We start from the raw sequence: 18,604 nt of genomic DNA on the forward strand, positions 1-18,604 counted from the left end.
CAACGTTAAGCACCCCCTCCTCTCCTGCTGCCAGGTAAATCACTTTTAAAATCGCTAATAACAGGATAGTGCTACAGGTTAACTAAATACGACTTCTTATTTCCCATAGCAACGTCTTGTTTATAGTATACCGCCGCGCAAAACTTGTTTAAAACAATAACAGGCGGCAAATAACTTGCTGCCGCCTGTTTTATAGTGTATTAATTACCAGTGGTGCTGCTCACATCGGCTATAAAAGCTTCGGGAGTTTTGTTGGGGAAACCGTCCCAGGTTTTTAAAACTTTGCCGTTGGCGTCAACCAGCAGCGTGTACGGAAATTTGCCGTCGGGGTTATATTTATCGGCAAGGGCCTCGTTAAGTTTAGTTTGCTCTTTACTAAGCTGGTTCTTTTTTTGGCGCGGAAAATCGGCACGCACCAGTACCAGATGATCGGCGGCATAGGCATCAAACAAAGCCGTTTCCAGTATTTCTTTACGGAGGCGGATGCATGGCCCGCACCAGTCCGACCCGGAGAAGTTAATGAGTATAAGCTTATGCTTTTCGGCGGCTTCTTTTTTTGCGCTGTCAAAATCGCCAAGCCAAGGTGTGGCAGTGGCAAACATGGTAAATAGCAGTACGGTTAATAATTTCATGGTTATTGTTATTTTTTGTACTTAATACGCTGCAGCCTGCATTAGGGCAGGCTACAGCGCAATTTATTTTACTTAAAGCCTAAACTCATCGAAATTACATTCGATGCCAAACTGGTGCTTTGGCTGTAATGGCCGTAACGCACTTCCAAATCGTGAAGGCCCTGCAAGCCTAAAACACCTTTTGGTGGTGCTGCCCTAAAGCCCATACCAAAAAAGTTGCTGTTAAATTTAGCATAGGCGTAGTTACTGGTATAATACTGGTCGGTAGCGCTATGACCCTCGTAAGGGGCAAAATATTTGGCTGCCGATTGGGTGTAATAACGGTAAAAAGGCGATAACGATAAAAAGGGCGTTATTTTATAAGCCACCTCTAAATTGGCCGTGTTTGATTTTGTTCCCCAATCGTCAAAATAATAACGGTAGTACGAGCGTATAATAATGTTATCGCCCATAAAATAATTGAGCCTTACCCCCAGTGGTAATTTAAAACGCGACGATGGCAGGTGTTCAATGGTATCTTTACCGCTCGAAAAATATACGCGGTGAAAAGGCAAGCTCAAATAACCATCCTGCTTAACAAAATCGGCCAAAAACATTACCTGAAGGCGCGTATTTATCATTTGCGAATACGAGGTTGATGCCGTATAAGTATTGCGCGGACTGGTGGGTATGCTGGACTCGGAACTGCTTGAACCACCGCCCGATGTTGATGTGCGCCCGCTGGCACTGGTTACCACCGTTACCCCGCTTACTACGGTGGTGGTTTTAGGTACAAATTCCGACGGGTAAATAAGCGTTACATTATCCAGATAGGCTTGCAGCTTTAAGCTAAACTCGCCGTTTTTATTGCGCGTTTTGCGCGAGAAGTGTATATCGGCACCAAACGAGTTGTAATTATATTCGGTTGATAAATAAGTGCCTATGCCAAACGTATTGCCGGTTTTAGCTTTCTCTATAGTCCAGTCTAACGACGGGTAAATACGGCTGCCGCCGGTTTTTGATGCGCCCGATAGGTTTACATACGCCGCCGAAGCCGAGGTATGGTAATCAATACCCAAGCCTGCCGAAATGGTGTTTTTGTTGTTGTTATTGCCCAGCCAAACCAACTTGAGGTCAATCCCGTTTGATATATCGGTTACCTTTTCGGTACCAATACCGCCCGTAACCGCCGAGTGGTTACCATCCTGATTGTAATAGCTTGATACGAGGTTAATTTCGTCGATACGTAAGCGGTGTATACTATAACCGCTGCTATCTATAGCTTCGGGGGTAAATAAACTGGCCATTGGCCTTTCGCCCACGGTATCTTTGCTGGTGTTGCGTAGCTGCGCGTAGCCATGCATGCGGCAAACCAATGCAAAACCTATAAAAGAGAGATATACTTTTTTCATTAATTGGGGGTGGTTTATAGTTTACGGTTAATTTTTAAGCGTTAACCGCGTTGCGCCATTACTGTACTGTTTATGCCGGGCTTTAAAAAAGCGCAACATATTTTTAATTAATTACAGCCGCAACCACCGCCGGTTTTACCCGCATTTGCGCCCGATGCACCCTCGCGATATGATTGAAAGCTGAGTTCGTTTTTTTCTACCTTGCGGTTGCCCAATACCATTTCGGCATCGTTAAGGCGGCTTTTTTGGTACTCTTTTAAGTGCGAGCATCCGGTTAAGCTTGCCGTAACAAGCAGGCAAGCCGTTAGTTTAAGCAGTAGTTTCATGTGGTTTAGGGGTTATAACGTTTATATTATTTGATGTGTAAAGGCGGTTATCATCGTCAACAATAATGGCTTCAATATCTTTCATCTGGTTTATTAAATTAAGCCCGGCGTGTATGCCCATTACGGTTACGGGCGTTGCCATGGCATCGGCAATTTCGGCATTGGTGGTAATTATGGTAACGCTTTTAATGCCGGTAACGGGCAGGCCGGTGCGGGGGTTAATGGTGTGCGAATACTTTTTGCCGTCAATCATCACAAATTTTTCGTAATTGCCCGATGTTGCCACGGCCAGGCCGGTAACATTCATGTACGAAAAAACCTGCTGCGCCCGGTCGGGGTCGGCAATGCCCAGTGTCCATTTGCTGCCGTTGGGCTGCACTCCCCAAGCCGTTAAATCGCCCGATGCATTTACCACGCCGCTTTTAACGCCAAGCTGCACCATTATGCGTTTAGCCTGTTCGGCGGCGTAGCCCTTGCCAATGCCGCCAAAGCCAATGCGCATCCCGGTTTCGCGCAAAAAAACGGTGCAGGCATCATCGGCTAAAATTATATTTTGGTAATTAATAAGGCGCACCATTTGGCGCGCGGTTTGGGCATCGGGCAGGCTGGTCATGCTTTGGTCAAAGTTCCACAGCCGTTTATCAATCGAGCCGTAAGTAATATCAAAGGCACCCTGCGTTACGCGCGATATGGCAATTGAGCGCTTAATTAAATTAAAAGTTTCGCGGCTAACGGCAACGGGGCCAATACCGGCATTTTGGTTAATGCGGTTGGTTTCGCTGTCGTTACTAAACGTAGTAAGCAGGCGTTCAATGCGTTGTATTTCGGCAATACCGGCATCAATCATCTGGTTGGCCCAGGTTTGGTTTGTAGCCACTACACTAAGCTCAAAATGGTTGCCCATTAATTTACAGCTACGTTTAAAAATATGTTGTTCGGCAACCATGTTTGATCTTAATTGGGGGAAAGAGTCAATGTGTAACAATGCAAATACATGTTACAACAATAGTAGTATTAAATTATGAAAATAAGATGAAGTTGATTTTTATCGCTTTTTAAATAAAGCCTCATAAATTTCACACCAATAAAATTAATATTGTACTAAGTAATTTAAGGAGTTGCCAATGGCTAATTTTGTATATTGCACACTAACATAAATCAAACACCAGTGCAAGGGCGTACAATTGAACAGGATATTGAAGCCGTAGGGCAAATACCCGTAATAAACTCGCTTTTAGAAGTTATTTGCCGCACCACAGGTATGGGGTTTGCGGCAATTGCGCGCGTAACCGATACCCGTTGGGTAGTATGCTCGGTAAAGGATGATATTAATTTTGGCTTAAAGCCCGGCGGCGAATTGGTACTGGAAACCACCATTTGCCACGAAATAAGGCAAAACGGCGGCGCTGTTGTTATTGACCATGTAGACCTCGACCCGCATTTTGCGCGCCACCACACGCCGTTGCAATATGGTTTTCAAAGTTACATATCAATGCCTATTGTGCTTAAAGATGGTAGCTTTTTTGGTACGCTTTGCGCGATAGACCCCAAACCCAATAAGCTTAACACAGCCCAAACTATTGGCCTTTTTACCCTTTTTGCCGATTTAATATCGTACCATTTAAACACCATTGACCAACTGGCCCAAACCGAGGCCAAACTATTGGAAGAACGCCAAACCGCCGAACTGCGCGAGCAGTTTATTGCCATTTTAGGGCACGATTTACGTAACCCCATCAGCGCGGTATCAAACGTGGCGCAACTGCTGCTGCGCATGCCTTTAGACCAGCGTACCACCCGCCTGGCCAATATTTTAAAAGATGCTTCATTTAGAATGAAGGGCCTTATTGACAACGTGATGGATTTTGCCAGTGGCCGCATGGGCGGCGGCATTAGCCTTAACCTTGCCGATAAGCATATAGAAACCACCATTAAACAGGTTATTACCCAAATAAGCATCATTTGGCCCCAAAGCCCAATTGAAACCACCTTAGCCATAACCCAGCCTGTTACGCACGATGCACGGCGCATAGCGCAACTACTGGCAAACCTGCTAACCAATGCCATTACCCACGGGCAAAAAAATGCACCGGTAAAAATTAGTGCCATAAGCCAAAACGGCCAGCTTGCCCTATCGGTAAGTAATAGCGGTGCCCCAATAAGCAGCGAGGTAATACAGGGCCTTTTCCAACCGTTTTCGCGCGGGGCGGTTAGGCAGGGGCAGCAAGGTTTGGGCCTTGGCCTTTACATTGCCTGGCAAATAGCCACAGCGCATGGCGGTGTGCTAACAGTAGCATCGGGCGTTGAGCAAACCACGTTTACGTTTACTATGCCGGTACAGTAGCCGCCAGGTTAGGCTTAACTATAAAAGGCAACTAAAAACAGGTAATTTAATGTGGTTTAGGTAAGTAATTTAAAAATGCACCGTCGGTGCAAAAGATCGGTAGCTAATCTCTAAACTATACACAGCGGCTGTGTAAGTCCGTTTGTACTGCGTAGAGATTGCTTCGTACCTACCCATAACGTTTTTAATTCCCCCTCTTGGAGCGGGGGCGCGTTGGCGAATGCGGTGGCAGGGGTGTGTTGTACGCTAGGCATTTCGAAAATAACACACCCCTCCGCCCCTCTCGAGAGGGGAATCGCACAAGCCAACGCTCTTATTCGTCAGTTCACTTTCATAGGCCGCAGCATTGTATTACTCGCAATGACGCAGCGGAGGTATTCTTTACAATTATTTGTGAACGAAATTTAAACAGGCTCTTATAAACCCTAAAAATTATATATTTTTAGCCTTGCTATGAGCGAAAAGAACAATAAAAAAACCATTTGGGCCTGGTGCATGTTTGATTGGGCTAACCAGGCCTACAACATGGTAATTACATCAACCATTTTTCCGGCTTATTTTGTATTTGTAACCACCAACAACCCCACCAAAAGCGATATGGTTACTTTTTTTGGGCACAAATATGTTAATACCGTTTTATCAAACTACGTTTTGGGCCTTAGCTATTTAGTTGTAGTTGCCCTGCTGCCCATACTAACCTCTATTGCCGATTATCGTGGAAACAAAAAACTGTACCTGCAACTGTTTACCTGGCTGGGCAGTTTGGCTTGCGCCGGATTATTCTTTTTTGATAAAGGCACCCCGCTGGAAATACCCATGATTTGTTTTGCACTGGCATCTATTGGTTATTGCGGTGGTTTTGTGTTTTACAACTCGTACCTGCCCCAAATTGCCACCGCCGATAAGCAAGACGCCGTAAGCGCCAAAGGTTTTATTTATGGTTACGTTGGCAGCATTGTGGTGCAGCTTATATGCTTTGTAGTGGTTTTAAAGCCCCAATTATTTGGCATTACCGAGGTTGATTACCTGCCTGCCCGCATATCATTTGTAATAGTTTTTGTGTGGTGGATAAGCTTTAGCTTTATTGCCTTTAAAATGCTGCCCAAAGGTGTACCCAATGCAGGGGCGCATAATTATAATGTGTTAACAGGTGGTTTTAAAGAGCTGGCCAAAGTGTTTGGCAAAGTGCGCAAAATGCCACTCATGAAACGCTTTTTATCGGCTTTCTTTTTTTACTCGGTAGGTGTGCAAACCATTATGCTGGTGGCCGCCAACTTTGCCGCCAAAGAACTTAAAATGCCCGACGCCGATTTAATTGTAATCATCCTTATTATACAGGTGGTTGCCGTAGCCGGTGCGGTAATTGCATCAAAGGCATCGGCCAAATATGGCAACACCAAAACCCTGGTTGGCCTGGTTACTGTTTGGACACTAATTTGCTGCTGCGTATATTTTGTAGCCAACGAAGCACAGTTTGCCGTAGCAGCCGTAGTGGTAGGTTTGGTAATGGGTGGTGTACAATCGTTATCGCGGTCAACGTTTTCAAAATACCTTCCGGAGAATATACCCGATACGGCCTCTTATTTTAGTTTTTACGACGTTACCGAAAAACTATCCATTGTAGTGGGCCTCCTGTGCTTCGCCAAGGTTGAAGATTGGCGGCACGAAATGCGCGACAGCGCCCTGGCCCTCGATTGCTTTTTTGCCGTTGGCCTGTTTTTACTGGTAGCCCTCCTGGTTTACGAAAACAAAGCCACCAAAGGCAAACTGGCCCCACTTATTTAAAAAGCGTAAAAGTTCCGCCCATTCCGGCGTCCCCGCCGCAACACAAACGGTTTGCAGCGTCAACGCTGCATCGGCTTCAATTATATCGCTCCTATCAAAACAACAACGCCGGGTTAGTTTAATAACCCGGCGTTGTTGTTTTGATGGCTTTTTTTTGAGTGCTTATATTATAGCGTTCTCAATATCATCGTGCACCATGGCATAAGGGTCGGTTTGGGCTTTAAACTGGGTAACCAGCTTATCGGTAAAGGTAATTAAATGGTCAATTTGGCCAACTGCCGTGTCAACCAGGGTTTCGCCCAGGTTTTGTAACGACGAACCTAATTTTTCGCGGTTTTGTTTCCCTTTAGCGGGTGCAAATAAAATTCCTAAAGTAACTCCGGCAGCTAAACCTGCCAATAGTAATACTGCTCCTTTTGAAGTATTGCTCATATTCTTATCAATGTAAACGTATAAAATTGGTTTGCGAAGGCCCCGTCAGTTGTAAGGCACCGCAAATTAAAAAATTAAAAAGGTAATATAAAACGCCGCCCTATTTTACCCTGGTTTTTTACGTACTGTTAACACAAAGCACGCTGCAATTAGCGTTGTAAAAGCCTTTTTAACAATACAAACTAAAAACCGGGTTAAGGTTATAAAGTTTTGTTTTTTAGCAAAATGCTGGTTGCCAATGTAATTGCGCACAACATGATGTTTTGAATATGATCCGTTCCATCTCCGCTAAAACAATAATAATAGCAACGGCTTTTGTTAAACATATACCTGCCAAATTAACGGCTTATTGCCTTATAAATTGTTTAAGTGGGCCGGTAAAGCTATTAGCATTGCATCGGTTAATAGAAAGAAAATACCTAAAAAAACCTGGCAGGGCTGGATAAAATTAAATACGGTAATTGCAATTTAAAATATACGCCGGGTTTTTTAAGCTTGCCAGTTTTGCAGGGCTGCAATACTGTTGTTGTTTACTTATTATTGCGGCAACGGCTGGTTTATTATCGTTACTATAATTAAAAAGTACCGGGAAAAGCCGAGTTAAAAAATAAAGCGGACCTTGGTAAATATGCACATCGTTAACCTGTAACAACTGCTTTTGGGCTTGGCAGCAGCGTTTGCGGGCGGCCATTTTGCAGGTATGCTTTTTGCAATGCGTGCCGTGGCTAATAGCGGTTAACCGCAAAACGCCCATACAACAAGTGCCTTTTGCAGATACCCCTAAACCCGATAAAAGGTAGGCCGCAACCAGCAAAATAAGCAACAGGCGTTTCATACTACAAATATAGGGTTTTGGTTTTATATTTTGCTTAACCGGCTGCGCAACCATTTACCAACAACAGCCCCTAAACTATTGACGGTGAATACCGCAGAAAAAAAAAGAAAAAAAAAGGGCGACAAAAGCCGCCCGCTAGCAATACCTTTCAGGTATGCCTAAATTATTTAAAGCTTTGTTTTGGAGTAAACAAAGGGATAATAATTGCTACAATTAACACGGCTACTTCTAATGCGATTAACATGGTTTTTATTTTTTAAAGTGATTGAATAAGTTTCGTTTCAGGTTGAATTATCACTGAGCAACAATACCGCCTGCTGATGGTACTTTAGCTAATTGCATACCAATATTTTATTTTTTTTATAACCAGCTAATTAGGGGCAAAAAGCCAAAAAAATATTTTACGATAATTAAAAAATCACTTAAAAATTTGGATGCATTGGTTTTTTTATTGGCAATTTAAAAGGCCGCACAAAAATAAAAGGGATGCCAAAATACAAAGCCGGCATTTGCCGGCAAACCATAAAATTAGCACCAAATAAAAGCCGACAAACCAAAAAACGAGGGGATAAAGCCAAAAAAAGGTCTAAAAATGCTAAAAATATCGCGTCGTGCTCCAAAATACCTACTTAAAAGTAGGTATTTTAAAAAAATGATTGCTTTTTGATGGTTTTTCGATCGGCTAAAGCTTCAAAAATATTTTTTACGCCATTTTGTCACCCGACATGACAAACACTATTTTTACACCAAAACCACAGTCTCGAAAACATGACAAACAACTGCCATATTGACTAATTGTAGCAAAAGTTCCCCATTTAGCGCCCAATCCCATATGCCAAATGTTATAGTATGTTAAATTGTTGCGTAGCTTGGCCACTTTGGGTAATTTTATAAACTGTATTGTAAATAATTATGCTTTTAAATTTTCCGTTAGTTAAAAAATATACGCTGGCACTGGTGTTTGGCTTATTATGCTTTGCCGCTAAAGCCCAGGCACCAAAAGATGCTGCCGACCAAAAATATAAACAGGCCCTGCAACTGGAGGACGATGAAAATTACGCCGACGCCATTGCCCTGCTAACCGATGCCCAAAAGCTAAACCCGGCAAATATTAACTACCCTTACGAAATTGCTTATGCCCTGTACAGCCAAAAGCAATATCAAAAAGCTATTGATAAGCTTTTAACCCTAAAAAACAACACCAATAGTTTCGACCGCCTGTACCAGCTATTGGGTAAAAGCTATATTGTTTTAGACGAAGGAGCCAAAGCACTGGCCATTTACACCGAGGGTTTAAAAAAGTTCCCCAAATCGGGATGTTTATATCTGGAGCGCGGCACCATTCCGCTTGATGATAAAAATTACGACGAGGCACTCCAATATTTTGAAAAAGGCATTGAGGTTGAACCCGGTTTCGCATCCAACTATTACTGGGCGGCCAAGCTTTACTGCAACTCTACCGACCCGGTTTGGGGTGTGCTTTACGCCGAACTGTTTATGAACCTCGAACGTAACGGCCCCCGCAACAACGAAATTAGTAAGCTGCTTTACGATACCTATAACAATCAAATTACCTTCGCCGAGCCGGGTAAACCCCAGGTAACCTTTACCAGCCAGGTAATTGTTGAGGGCCGCAAGCCCGATAAAATGCCCTACCCGCTTGTTTACCAACCCACAATGGGCGCCGCCGCCGCCACCGAAACAGCAATAGATATTAACTCGCTTGATAGGATTAGGCAAAACTTTTTAAAGTTTTATAACCAACGCGGCTTTAACAAAACCTACCCCAACGTATTGTTTAACTATCAGGATAAAATCACCAAGGCCGGTTGCATAGAAGCCTACAACCACTGGCTGCTTTTACAAGGCAACCAAACCGATTTTACCACCTGGCGCAAACAAAACCCCGCCAAATGGCAAGATTTTTTAACCTGGTTTGCCGCCAACCCCCTCAAACTGGACGAAGACAACAAGTTTTACAGAGCGCAGTATTAATACGCGGCGTGCAAAACAATGCGCATTTTGGCTCTGCATGGCTTGCGAGAGCGTGGGAAATAAGCATCTCGTTTACATAGTTGTCCGAAGTCGGAGACATTCGGACAGCTATGTAAACGAATAACTTGAGAAATTATAAACCCCAATTATTTAGCATATTTGAACATGATAGATATTTCAGTTTACAAACTTTATAGTGGAGTTTTTAAATTAAATGATAAAATTTATTTGGCTATTTTCGGAGGATTAATAATAGCAAGGGGATGTTTGCGGGTTTTTGACGCCAGCAATGAGATTAAAGCTGATTTCGACATCTGTATAAGCATGTTGGGATTGTTGCTTTTTACACAAAAGTTTTTGATGAAATTTACCAATTTGTGGTTTAGTATTTGTTGGTTTCTTTTGACGATAGTATTTGGTTTAATTGGTGGTGAGACTTTGAGCTTTTACAACTTATTTTTGTTTTTTCTTTACCATATAATACGGTTTCTTTTTATAACTGTTTACAAAAAGGAGTTTGTACCACCGGTAACCTATAGAAGCTCTTATGAGATTGTCTCTGATGAATGGGCAGGAAGGTCGACTGAGGATGAAGATATTAAATATAAACGTATTCTTCTTATTGCTGCGATTGTTGTCTTGTGGCTTAGTGCGAAATATAGCTCAGGATATTGATTCCCCATCGCTCCCGCCAGCGTCCGCGATTGTGGTAAAAATGCTAAGTAAACCACAAGCGCGGACGCTGGCGGGAGAGGTGGGGACCCCCCGCTATTCGTAGACTCTGTCTACGAATCCCTATGCTTGTAGTCTCCGACTACAGGAAGATAGCATAATACCTAATCAGGCTGCTCCCGCATAGGTACTCGCTTATGGTAACTATGTTAAAAGTAAGCAACAAACTGTATAAAAACAAGCCACTAACGCTTAATAGAGTTTCTAAGCAAACCCAGCTTAAAACAAAAAAACGGAAGCGTTTGCCGCTCCCGTCCTGTAATTTCATCAAATATTTTCCTGCCGAATAGTAGCCTTACTTTCCCGTTCCGGCGGGTGCTTTTACGGCGGTTTTGCCGCTAAAAATTTCGGTTAGTTTATTGGTAAGGTCGGTACCTTCCAGGTTTTTGGCAATAATTTTTCCTTCCGGGTCTAACAAAAAGTTTTGCGGAATGGCGCGCACACCGTATAAGGCGGCGGCTTCGTTACCCCAATATTTAAGGTCGGTAACCTGTGTCCAGGCCAGGCCGTCTTTTTCAATGGCGGCAAGCCATTTTTCACGACCGGTTGGCTGATCTAACGACACGCCCAGGATGGTGAAATTTTTATCCTTAAACTGGTTGTAAGCCTTAACCACGTTAGGGTTTTCGGCACGGCAAGGGCCGCACCATGATGCCCAAAAATCAATCAGCAAATATTTGCCTTTGAACGATTCTACCGAGATAGCTTTGCCATCCTTGTCGTTTTGTGCAAAAACAGGGGCCTTGGCACCAATGGCAACCAATTTTAATTTAGGTATTAAAGTGGCATAATATTTACCCTGGGTAGAGGTTTTCAGCTCGTCCGAAAGGATGTTATACACCGGCTCCAAATCGCTGGCTTCGGGGTAATAGCCGCCCACATCCTGCAAAGCGTTTAAACTCACCCACGATTTTGGATGCGCTTTGATAAACGCCGCCACAACCTTTTTCTTTTCGGCATCAATGGCGTTGTATTTCTTTTCGTATTCTTTTTGCAGTTCGGGGGTTTGCTTCTCTTTAGGTACAGCGTTTTCTTCGGCCTCAACTTTTTGGCTTTGGTCGGCAAATGGCTTGGTAGCAGCGGTTAACAATTCGTTGTCTTTATTATTCGCTCCGCCGGTAACCGTAGTTTTAGCAACCGAATCGGCAGCGCTTAACACTATGGTAGCAGGCTCGGCATAAAAGCGGGTAACATCAACCTTGCGGGTGTGCCTAATTACCTCAAAAGTTTCGCCTTTGTGGGCCAAAACAAGCGTTGCCTTTACGGGGCTGGCCACTGTGCCCTTAAACTCAAAAGCACCGTTAACAACCGTTGCCGAATCGGTAACGTTGGTAGTACCGTTGTTATATAACAAAAAGGCTTTTTCTTGCCCGGTAGCTTTATTTACCGAACCTTTTACCGTAAAAGCGCCGCCCTGCTGGGCAAATATAGCCGCCGCGGGTAATAACAGTAATACTGTTGATGCAATTTTTTTCATGTTCAAAATTTATATGATCCGCAAATGTTGGAAACGATAAAGATAATTGTTTGCGTTTTGATTAACTAACAATACGCCCAATTTTTAAATTGTATAAATTTTAAGGGGTATTTTTTGCCATTTACCGCAAAAAAGGCCCTCATAATTATAATTTCATTTTTAAAAATATATTTTATTAGTTTTACACCATCTTTTAAGCCTAAAAGTTATAAACCAGTTTCGTTAAATTTTAAACAAGGCCCCGGCATTTACGCCCGGCCCCTAAGTTTTGTTATATGGCAAATATTAACCGTACCGAAATACCTTTAAACAAAACTAAAATAGCCCTGTTGCTATTGGGTGCCATTGCTTTTACCGCCCTTGGCTTGTGGTTTTTGTTACTGCAAAAAAACGTGTTAATTTACCGGGTGAGTGGCGTTATAGTGGTGCTGGTTTTTGGCTTTGCGGCATCAATACTGGCCCGCCAACTACAGGATAATACTCCCGGACTAATTATTGACGAAACCGGCATTAGCGATAACTCGAGCGCGGTTGCCGCCGGTCAAATTTTATGGCGCGATATTAAGGATGTTTTTGTGGTTGAAGAGGGCGGCCACAAATTTATAATGCTTGAGGTGCGCAACCCCGAAAAATACATTGAGCGGCAAACCCATTACCTGCAAAAAAAGGCCATGCAGTACAACTTAAAAACCTATGGCTCGCCGCTAAGTATTACTACCGATGGGTTAAAATACCCCTTCGAAAAACTTTACGCCCTCATTAAAGCAAATTTTGAGCAGCAAACAGTTTAACGTATTGCCGGGCATCAAAGCATCTATCGGGCCAACTATGGCTTACTCTTCTTGCTCATCTTTTGGTTCCCAAAGCTCAATGATGTTGCCTTCCGGATCAAGCACATGCACAAATTTGCCGTAGTCGTATTCGGCAATTTCGTCAACAATGGTAACGTTTTCGCTTTTGAGTTCCTCAAGCAGGCTAACCAAATTTTCTACCCGGTAATTAATCATAAACGGCTTGGCCGACGGATCGAAATATTTGGTATTCTGCGGAAACGCGCACCACGATGTTGATCCCTTTTTACCCGGATCATCGGCATCGCGCCACTCAAACGTTGTTCCGTATTGGGTGGCAGGCAGGCCCAGGTTTTTGGCATACCAGTCGTTCATCCCCTGCGGATCGTCGCATTTAAAAAATACGCCGCCAATGCCCGTTACTTTTTTCATATTTAAACGTTTTGTATTTTAGTAAATTGATATCAAAACAAACCAAAAGTAGTGCAGGTTTTTGGCAGCAATAAAGCATAAGCTAACGCCAAACCCTTAAAGCAATTTGCAGCTATTTTTGCATATTACCAAATCTTGTTTTTAAACTTATGTTGATGCTTTGTTGGCGGGTTTATCGTAAAGCGTGAACGTCTGGACACAAGCAGTTTGTAGCTATTTTGCGATGTTACTGTAGTCGGGAGACTACAAGCATATGGATTCGTAGACAGAGTCTACGAATAGCAGGGAAGTTTTAAATACTCATTTGATCGATTTTAAATATACCATAGATGAATTAAACAAGCTTTTGCACTTTCATAAAGTGGAAGATTGGTATTTAAATTCAAAACCGAAATTGAAAATTTTAAAAAGAACTGCATAAAAAATAAGGGGCTTATAGCCCCTTTATGGTGTCGTGACGGACGCAAGATTGCGGACTGCAAGTATATACAGTCCTAACCTCGGTAAACAGCCATCCCATGAGTGGTCTCTCATTAGGCGTAAGTGTTTGTCGGGGCTTTCTTGTATAACAAATATACGAAAAATAGCTAACTTTATATATTATGAAGAAGCAAAGACAACCTATGTTTATTGTAAGAGATGATGGTTTGGGCTGGAATTTGAATTTCGACAGACCTATTGCTTATTTTATATTAGCCTGTTTTATAGCGTTGATAATAGGTTTCGGCATTTATTGTACATTTTATTTAAAGGGATAACTATCATTTATTATGGCAGAGGATAAGAAAAACCCAAAAGAAGCATCTAACATTTTTCATAGCATTATGAAAGCGTCTGTTAGTAAACCTGCTACCCAAAAGAAAGGCAAAACTAAACCTAAACCAAAGAAAGACAATGGGTGAAATAATGAGCTTAGAGGGGCAAATTGCAGCCGAAAAAGAAAAAGAAAGAAAAGTACAGTTGGAGAAGATTGAGCGGGCTAAAGAGAGAGAGGCGGAGCACATTGAGAAGCAAAAAGAAAAACAATCTGATAGATGGTTTCAAACTCTATTATTGATAACAGGAGCTATACTTGGTGTATTGGCTACTAAATTGGCCGATTATTTTTTTAAGTAACATGGTCTAACACGTATATAGTCTCCTCGGGAGACTACGAGCATATAGATTCGCAGACAAAGTCTACGAATAGCAGGTAACTATGCTGAATAACCACAAGCGAGGACACTTGCCGTAGCGATTGTGGCGATAGCGGCGTATACGAATAGCTGGCGACAGCCCGATAACTAATTAAAAATTAACGTTTTCCCATCCCATAATATCCATCACCCTTAAAAACTCGGGCTGCAGGGGGGCTTTGATATGTATAGGTTGGCCGGTTATGGGGTGTGTAAATTGTAGTTGCGATGCATGGAGCAGCATGGTTTCCATTTCCCAGCGTTCTTTAAAAAGTTTGTTTTGTTTGTTGCAGCCATGTGTGCGGTCGCCAATAATCGGGTGAAAAACGTGACTAAAATGTTTGCGCAACTGGTGCATGCGCCCGGTTTGCGGGTGCGCCTGCACCAACGAGTAGCGCGATGTTGGGTGGCTACCCAGCGGCACATCAAGCTCGGCATGGTTTAGGGTTTTGTAGCGCGTAAAGGCATCCTGCAATGTACCGTTTTCTTTGCGCAGTGGGTAATCAATTTCCTGCTCGTTGGGTGTGTGGCCGCGCACTATGGCCAGGTATTTTTTATCAACCCGGTTATCCATAAACTGGGTTTGCATTAGCCGTTCGGTATCTTTATCAAGGGCAAACAGCAGCACGCCTGCCGTTTTACGATCAAGCCGGTGGGCCGGGAAAACATGGCGGTTTAGCTGGTTGCGCAATATTTGCAGCGCAAACTCAGTAACATCATGAGCTATGGGCGAGCGATGCACCAGCAAGCCATGCGGCTTGTTAATGGCCACCAGGTAATCGTCGTGATAAATAATATCGAGTATGGGCATGGGCCGCAAAGGTAGCCCCAATTTTGGATATTTGGTTTGAGGTGCGGCAAAAATGCTATTTACCTAAACCTACTCTACAAGTATATCCGCCCGTTGAGGCGTCCACGCCTCAACACAAACAGTTTGCAGCGTCAACGCTGCACCACCGCCCCCACAAGCGAGAACGTATGGGCGGCGATTGAATTAGCCATTATGCGATCTTCATGTAGTCGGAGACTACATGCACAGAGTCTACTAATAGCGGTGTAGTGTCGTTTCATTCAATCCTTCAATAACTCAATCCTTCAATCATTATCTCCACCTTTCCCAAATGCTACTCCAGCGGTAAGCTAAAATAAAATGTTGAGCCTACGCCGGGTTCGCTCTCTACCCAAATGTGGCCATCGTGGCGTTTAATAATTTCGGCACTCAGGTAAAGGCCAATGCCAAAGCCCGATATATGCAGGGTATTGTTGTTTTCAACCCGGTAGTAGCGTTCAAAAAGTTTGTCAATATCATGCGCATTAATGCCTATGCCCTGGTCGGCAACGCTAATCTGGGCGGTTTGGTTAACATAGGCACATTTTATTTTTACCTCGTTGCCTTTTGGCGAATATTTAACGGCATTGCTTAACAGGTTTGATATTACCGAACCAATTTTATCGCTATCGGCATAAACCTCAATAATATCGCTGGGCAAAAGGGTTAAGGCGTGGCTGCTTACGGTTAGTTTGGTTTCGTCAATAATATCGGTAATCAAATTGTTCAAATTAAAGGTTTGCTTTTCAACCAGTATTTTGCCCGATTCGAGCCTCGAAATATTGAGGAAGCCATTAATCATGTTGGCCATCTTTTTTACCTGTGTATTGGTTTTTTGGAGCGCGCCGGCGGTAAAAGTATCGTTATTGTTTTTGGCTTTGAGGCTCAACATTTGTACAATGGCGGTAATGGTGGTTAGCGGGGTTTTAAGTTCGTGACTTACCATACCTATAAAATCGTTTTTGCGCAACTCATCGGCCTTTTGCTCGGTAATATCAATAACCAGGCCCGAAAGATGCCGCAACCGGCCCTCGGCATCGGGGTAAAGCTTGCCAATGGCCCGCAGCCAGCGCCTTTTACCATCCCGATAGCCAATTACCGGGTGTTCCATACTATAGTTTTGGCCCCGGGTAGTGGCTAGTTCAATAGCATCGTTAATTTTAATGTCGTAACCATCGGTTATTTGGGCGGTAATAGCATCGTAGGTAACTTCCTCATCGGCGTAAAAGCCAAACATCTCTTTTAACCTTGCCGATGGTATAAACTCGAGCGTATTGATATTTAAAAACCATGTGCCCACGTTAGCCGCCTCTATCGAAAAACGCAACATCTCTTCGGCCCGTTGCAGCTCTTGCTTTGCCTTTACCTGCTCGGTTATCACATTGGCAACCATCATGATGCTGGTAGTTTGGCCATCATCGTCTTTTAAGGGATAGTAAACAAAGTTTGAGTAAATTTCTTCTATCTGGCCCCCGCGCTCAATTTGGGCCTTAACTTCGTTACCATAAAAGGGTTCGCCGGTTACTAAAATACCCCTAAGCAGGGTTAAAAAGCCCTGGCCCTGTAACTCGGGCATGGCTATGCGCAGGGGTTTGCCAATAATGGCCTCGGTTTTACCCCAAACCTGTAACACCTTTTTATTTGCCGATTCGATAATCAAATCAGGCCCCGTCATTACGGCAATGGCAACCGGGGCCTCGCTTAGCAAGTAGCGCAGGCGCTCTTCGCTCACGGCAAGTTCGGCAAGCACGGCGCTCAGGCTCCTGCGCGATTCGTCTAAATCTTCATTAATAGCCACCAGTTCTTCGTTAGCGGCAGCAAGTTCTTCGTTGGTAGCGGCATGTTCTTCGTTTATGGCGGCCAACTCTTCGTTAGTGGCCGTAAGCTCTTCGTTTAGGGCCTGCTGCTCGGCTTCGCTGTCTTCAAGCTGTTTGCGGGCCTCTACGCGCCCGGTAATATCGGTTACGGTGGCTAAAAGGCTGTTTACGGTACCATCGGGCTCAAACAAAGGGTCGTAACTAAAATCAACATAATATTTTTTTAGCTGGCCCTGTTTGGTTGATATAATGGCTTCTATTTCGTTAACCACCACACGCTTGCCGGTTTCTATAACGCTTACCAGCATGGGTAAAAAAGGCTGGCCAACAAGTTCCGGAAAAATATCAATCATGCGGTTGCCTATCACATCGTCCATGTGGCGGTTCCAAATGTCAAGCATTTGCTGGTTGGCAATTTCAACAATAAGCTCGCGGGTACGTAAAACGGTAATGCCAATGGGGGTTGTCATTACCATACTTTTAAACTTATGCTCGCTGGCTTGCAAATCCTTGCGCCAATTTACCTGCTCCGTAACCTCCGTGGCCGATTGCAGCAGGCCCACAATTTTACCGTTTTCGAACAAGGCCTTGTACGATAGGTTGTAGTACCCCAGGTGCGGTTTATTGCCGCGGGTTATTACAATAGGCACTTCAACACCCGTCCACGGCTGGCCGGTGCGGTAGGTATGGTAAAGGTGTTTTATAACGTCCTGGCCCTGTAGCTCGGGCATGGCCTCGTACCAGGGTTTGCCCATAACTGCTGCATCGCGGTCAATCAGGTCAAGCATAGGTTGGTTAATGGTTTCAAACACCAGATCGTCGCCCCGGTTAACCAGCATAGCCACCGGCGATTGCTCTATCATGGTTCTAAACCTGGCCTCGCTTTCGCTTAAATCTTTAATTCGCAAGGCAATCCGGTCCTCAAGGGTGTTATTTAAATCAAGCAAACTATATTTCGATTCTGTTAACTCCTCAATAGTTGTATTCAACTCCTCGTTTGTTGAGCTCAATTCTTCGTTTGATGCCGCAAGCTCCTCGTTGGTGGCCTCCAGTTCCTGGGCCAGGCTTTGGGCGCGCAGCTGCACATCGTCAAGCTCGCTATGTTTAACAATGCGGCTGGTAACATCGTTAATGGTAAGCATAAGGTTGGTTGCCCGGCCATCGGCATCAACTATGGGCGTAATTACAAGCTGGCACCAGCCCAAATTGTCGTTCTCGGCGGCCCAGGCATCGTGGTTGGTAAAGGGTGGCATATACACTTTTTGCGCCGTTTGCATGGCCTTGGCAAGCCCGTTACGCAAGGCCTGGGTGTTAACACCGCCGCTTCGCTTGGTATCAAAAACATCCCAAAGCGGCAAACCGGCCACATCGCTTTTTTGCAAATTGGCGGTAGCACGGTAACTTTTATTGCAAGCCACAATACTAAAAAGGGGCTTGTTGATGCCTGTAATAAGGCAGGGCACGTCTGTTTCAAAAAGGGCCGTAAAAAGCGGCTCTGTTAAAAAGTTCATCAGATATGGTTAGAGCGTCAAATTTTTTAAAACAAAAACAAATAATATCATAGCTTAAAAAAATTACAGTTAATTTGTTTGCGCGCCCGTAAAATAAAGT

General features: G+C 43.9%; 18 protein-coding genes. 7 read left to right on the forward strand and 11 right to left on the reverse strand.

Annotation, left to right across the window (positions count from 1 at the left end; all coding sequences use genetic code 11):
• Window positions 1-200: 200 nt before the first annotated feature.
• From BDD43_RS24885 to BDD43_RS24900, 4 genes are all read right to left on the reverse strand, one after another.
• Complete coding sequence (locus BDD43_RS24885; protein ID WP_121200767.1) at window positions 201-632, reverse strand: thioredoxin family protein; 432 nt, start codon at window positions 630-632, stop codon at window positions 201-203.
• Between the two features lie 68 nt (window positions 633-700).
• Window positions 701-2,023 (reverse strand): DUF3570 domain-containing protein, encoded by a 1,323-nt coding sequence (locus BDD43_RS24890; RefSeq protein ID WP_121200769.1) that lies wholly within the window; start codon window positions 2,021-2,023, stop codon window positions 701-703.
• 107 nt (window positions 2,024-2,130) lie between these two features.
• Window positions 2,131-2,349, reverse strand: a complete 219-nt coding sequence (locus BDD43_RS24895; RefSeq protein WP_121200771.1) for a DUF4266 domain-containing protein — start codon at window positions 2,347-2,349, stop codon at window positions 2,131-2,133.
• Complete coding sequence (locus BDD43_RS24900; RefSeq protein ID WP_121200773.1) at window positions 2,333-3,295, reverse strand: FAD:protein FMN transferase; 963 nt, start codon at window positions 3,293-3,295, stop codon at window positions 2,333-2,335. Before BDD43_RS24900 ends, BDD43_RS24895 begins: the two co-directional genes overlap by 17 nt.
• 222 nt (window positions 3,296-3,517) lie before the next feature.
• On the opposite strand from BDD43_RS24900, the gene BDD43_RS24905 reads away from it, so the two are divergent.
• On the forward strand, window positions 3,518-4,693 hold the full coding sequence (locus tag BDD43_RS24905; protein ID WP_246001783.1) for a GAF domain-containing sensor histidine kinase: 1,176 nt from the start codon (window positions 3,518-3,520) through the stop codon (window positions 4,691-4,693).
• A gap of 453 nt (window positions 4,694-5,146) precedes the next feature.
• Window positions 5,147-6,478: an MFS transporter gene (locus BDD43_RS24910; RefSeq protein ID WP_121200775.1), complete on the forward strand. Its 1,332-nt coding sequence runs from the start codon at window positions 5,147-5,149 to the stop codon at window positions 6,476-6,478.
• Window positions 6,479-6,640: 162 nt separating this feature from the next.
• Here BDD43_RS24910 and BDD43_RS24915 read toward each other — a convergent pair whose 3' ends face one another.
• Together BDD43_RS24915 and BDD43_RS24920 are read right to left on the reverse strand one after the other, a co-directional pair.
• Window positions 6,641-6,910, reverse strand: a complete 270-nt coding sequence (locus BDD43_RS24915; RefSeq protein ID WP_121200776.1) for a YtxH domain-containing protein — start codon at window positions 6,908-6,910, stop codon at window positions 6,641-6,643.
• 448 nt (window positions 6,911-7,358) lie between these two features.
• Window positions 7,359-7,745, reverse strand: coding sequence for a hypothetical protein (locus tag BDD43_RS24920; RefSeq protein ID WP_121200778.1), 387 nt, complete (start codon window positions 7,743-7,745; stop codon window positions 7,359-7,361).
• 912 nt (window positions 7,746-8,657) lie between these two features.
• Here BDD43_RS24920 and BDD43_RS24925 point away from each other — a divergent pair.
• Both BDD43_RS24925 and BDD43_RS24930 read left to right on the forward strand, forming a co-directional pair.
• Window positions 8,658-9,740, forward strand: coding sequence for a tetratricopeptide repeat protein (locus BDD43_RS24925; protein ID WP_121200780.1), 1,083 nt, complete (start codon window positions 8,658-8,660; stop codon window positions 9,738-9,740).
• Window positions 9,741-9,905: 165 nt separating this feature from the next.
• A complete protein-coding gene (locus BDD43_RS24930; RefSeq protein WP_121200782.1) occupies window positions 9,906-10,415 on the forward strand; it encodes a hypothetical protein in 510 nt (169 codons plus the stop codon).
• A 139-nt stretch (window positions 10,416-10,554) separates the two neighbouring features.
• Here the strand turns inward: BDD43_RS24930 and BDD43_RS29785 are convergent, their stop codons facing one another.
• Window positions 10,555-10,740, reverse strand: coding sequence for a hypothetical protein (locus BDD43_RS29785; RefSeq protein WP_147425732.1), 186 nt, complete (start codon window positions 10,738-10,740; stop codon window positions 10,555-10,557).
• Between the two features lie 27 nt (window positions 10,741-10,767).
• The gene (locus tag BDD43_RS24935; RefSeq protein WP_121200784.1) at window positions 10,768-11,949 is read right to left on the reverse strand and encodes a TlpA disulfide reductase family protein; all 1,182 of its coding nucleotides are present in this window, start codon (window positions 11,947-11,949) and stop codon (window positions 10,768-10,770) included.
• A 275-nt stretch (window positions 11,950-12,224) separates the two neighbouring features.
• On the opposite strand from BDD43_RS24935, the gene BDD43_RS24945 reads away from it, so the two are divergent.
• A complete protein-coding gene (locus BDD43_RS24945; RefSeq protein ID WP_121200788.1) occupies window positions 12,225-12,740 on the forward strand; it encodes an STM3941 family protein in 516 nt (171 codons plus the stop codon).
• A 42-nt stretch (window positions 12,741-12,782) separates the two neighbouring features.
• Here the strand turns inward: BDD43_RS24945 and BDD43_RS24950 are convergent, their stop codons facing one another.
• On the reverse strand, window positions 12,783-13,172 hold the full coding sequence (locus BDD43_RS24950; RefSeq protein WP_121200790.1) for a VOC family protein: 390 nt from the start codon (window positions 13,170-13,172) through the stop codon (window positions 12,783-12,785).
• A 770-nt stretch (window positions 13,173-13,942) separates the two neighbouring features.
• On the opposite strand from BDD43_RS24950, the gene BDD43_RS30925 reads away from it, so the two are divergent.
• Window positions 13,943-14,074, forward strand: a complete 132-nt coding sequence (locus tag BDD43_RS30925; RefSeq protein ID WP_262707437.1) for a hypothetical protein — start codon at window positions 13,943-13,945, stop codon at window positions 14,072-14,074.
• Window positions 14,067-14,288: a hypothetical protein gene (locus tag BDD43_RS24955; protein ID WP_121200792.1), complete on the forward strand. Its 222-nt coding sequence runs from the start codon at window positions 14,067-14,069 to the stop codon at window positions 14,286-14,288. Before BDD43_RS30925 ends, BDD43_RS24955 begins: the two co-directional genes overlap by 8 nt.
• A 171-nt stretch (window positions 14,289-14,459) precedes the next feature.
• Here BDD43_RS24955 and BDD43_RS24960 read toward each other — a convergent pair whose 3' ends face one another.
• Both BDD43_RS24960 and BDD43_RS24965 read right to left on the reverse strand, forming a co-directional pair.
• Complete coding sequence (locus BDD43_RS24960; RefSeq protein WP_121202113.1) at window positions 14,460-15,152, reverse strand: pseudouridine synthase; 693 nt, start codon at window positions 15,150-15,152, stop codon at window positions 14,460-14,462.
• A 319-nt stretch (window positions 15,153-15,471) separates the two neighbouring features.
• Window positions 15,472-18,504, reverse strand: coding sequence for a PAS domain-containing protein (locus tag BDD43_RS24965; RefSeq protein ID WP_121200794.1), 3,033 nt, complete (start codon window positions 18,502-18,504; stop codon window positions 15,472-15,474).
• Window positions 18,505-18,604: the final 100 nt, after the last annotated feature.

The sequence above is a fragment of the Mucilaginibacter gracilis genome, from assembly GCF_003633615.1.
Taxonomy (GTDB): Bacteria; Bacteroidota; Bacteroidia; order Sphingobacteriales; family Sphingobacteriaceae; genus Mucilaginibacter; species Mucilaginibacter gracilis.

Coding starts and splice junctions, on each gene's coding strand:
- BDD43_RS29785 (WP_147425732.1), bottom strand. CDS start 10,740: ATGAAATTACAGGACGGGAGCGGCAAACGCTTCCGTTTTTTTGTTTTA.
- BDD43_RS24885 (WP_121200767.1), bottom strand. CDS start 632: ATGAAATTATTAACCGTACTGCTATTTACCATGTTTGCCACTGCCACA.
- BDD43_RS24925 (WP_121200780.1), top strand. CDS start 8,658: ATGCTTTTAAATTTTCCGTTAGTTAAAAAATATACGCTGGCACTGGTG.
- BDD43_RS24890 (WP_121200769.1), bottom strand. CDS start 2,023: ATGAAAAAAGTATATCTCTCTTTTATAGGTTTTGCATTGGTTTGCCGC.
- BDD43_RS24915 (WP_121200776.1), bottom strand. CDS start 6,910: ATGAGCAATACTTCAAAAGGAGCAGTATTACTATTGGCAGGTTTAGCT.
- BDD43_RS24900 (WP_121200773.1), bottom strand. CDS start 3,295: ATGGTTGCCGAACAACATATTTTTAAACGTAGCTGTAAATTAATGGGC.
- BDD43_RS24920 (WP_121200778.1), bottom strand. CDS start 7,745: ATGAAACGCCTGTTGCTTATTTTGCTGGTTGCGGCCTACCTTTTATCG.
- BDD43_RS24955 (WP_121200792.1), top strand. CDS start 14,067: ATGGGTGAAATAATGAGCTTAGAGGGGCAAATTGCAGCCGAAAAAGAA.
- BDD43_RS24895 (WP_121200771.1), bottom strand. CDS start 2,349: ATGAAACTACTGCTTAAACTAACGGCTTGCCTGCTTGTTACGGCAAGC.
- BDD43_RS30925 (WP_262707437.1), top strand. CDS start 13,943: ATGGCAGAGGATAAGAAAAACCCAAAAGAAGCATCTAACATTTTTCAT.
- BDD43_RS24935 (WP_121200784.1), bottom strand. CDS start 11,949: ATGAAAAAAATTGCATCAACAGTATTACTGTTATTACCCGCGGCGGCT.
- BDD43_RS24950 (WP_121200790.1), bottom strand. CDS start 13,172: ATGAAAAAAGTAACGGGCATTGGCGGCGTATTTTTTAAATGCGACGAT.
- BDD43_RS24945 (WP_121200788.1), top strand. CDS start 12,225: ATGGCAAATATTAACCGTACCGAAATACCTTTAAACAAAACTAAAATA.
- BDD43_RS24910 (WP_121200775.1), top strand. CDS start 5,147: ATGAGCGAAAAGAACAATAAAAAAACCATTTGGGCCTGGTGCATGTTT.
- BDD43_RS24965 (WP_121200794.1), bottom strand. CDS start 18,504: ATGAACTTTTTAACAGAGCCGCTTTTTACGGCCCTTTTTGAAACAGAC.
- BDD43_RS24930 (WP_121200782.1), top strand. CDS start 9,906: ATGATAGATATTTCAGTTTACAAACTTTATAGTGGAGTTTTTAAATTA.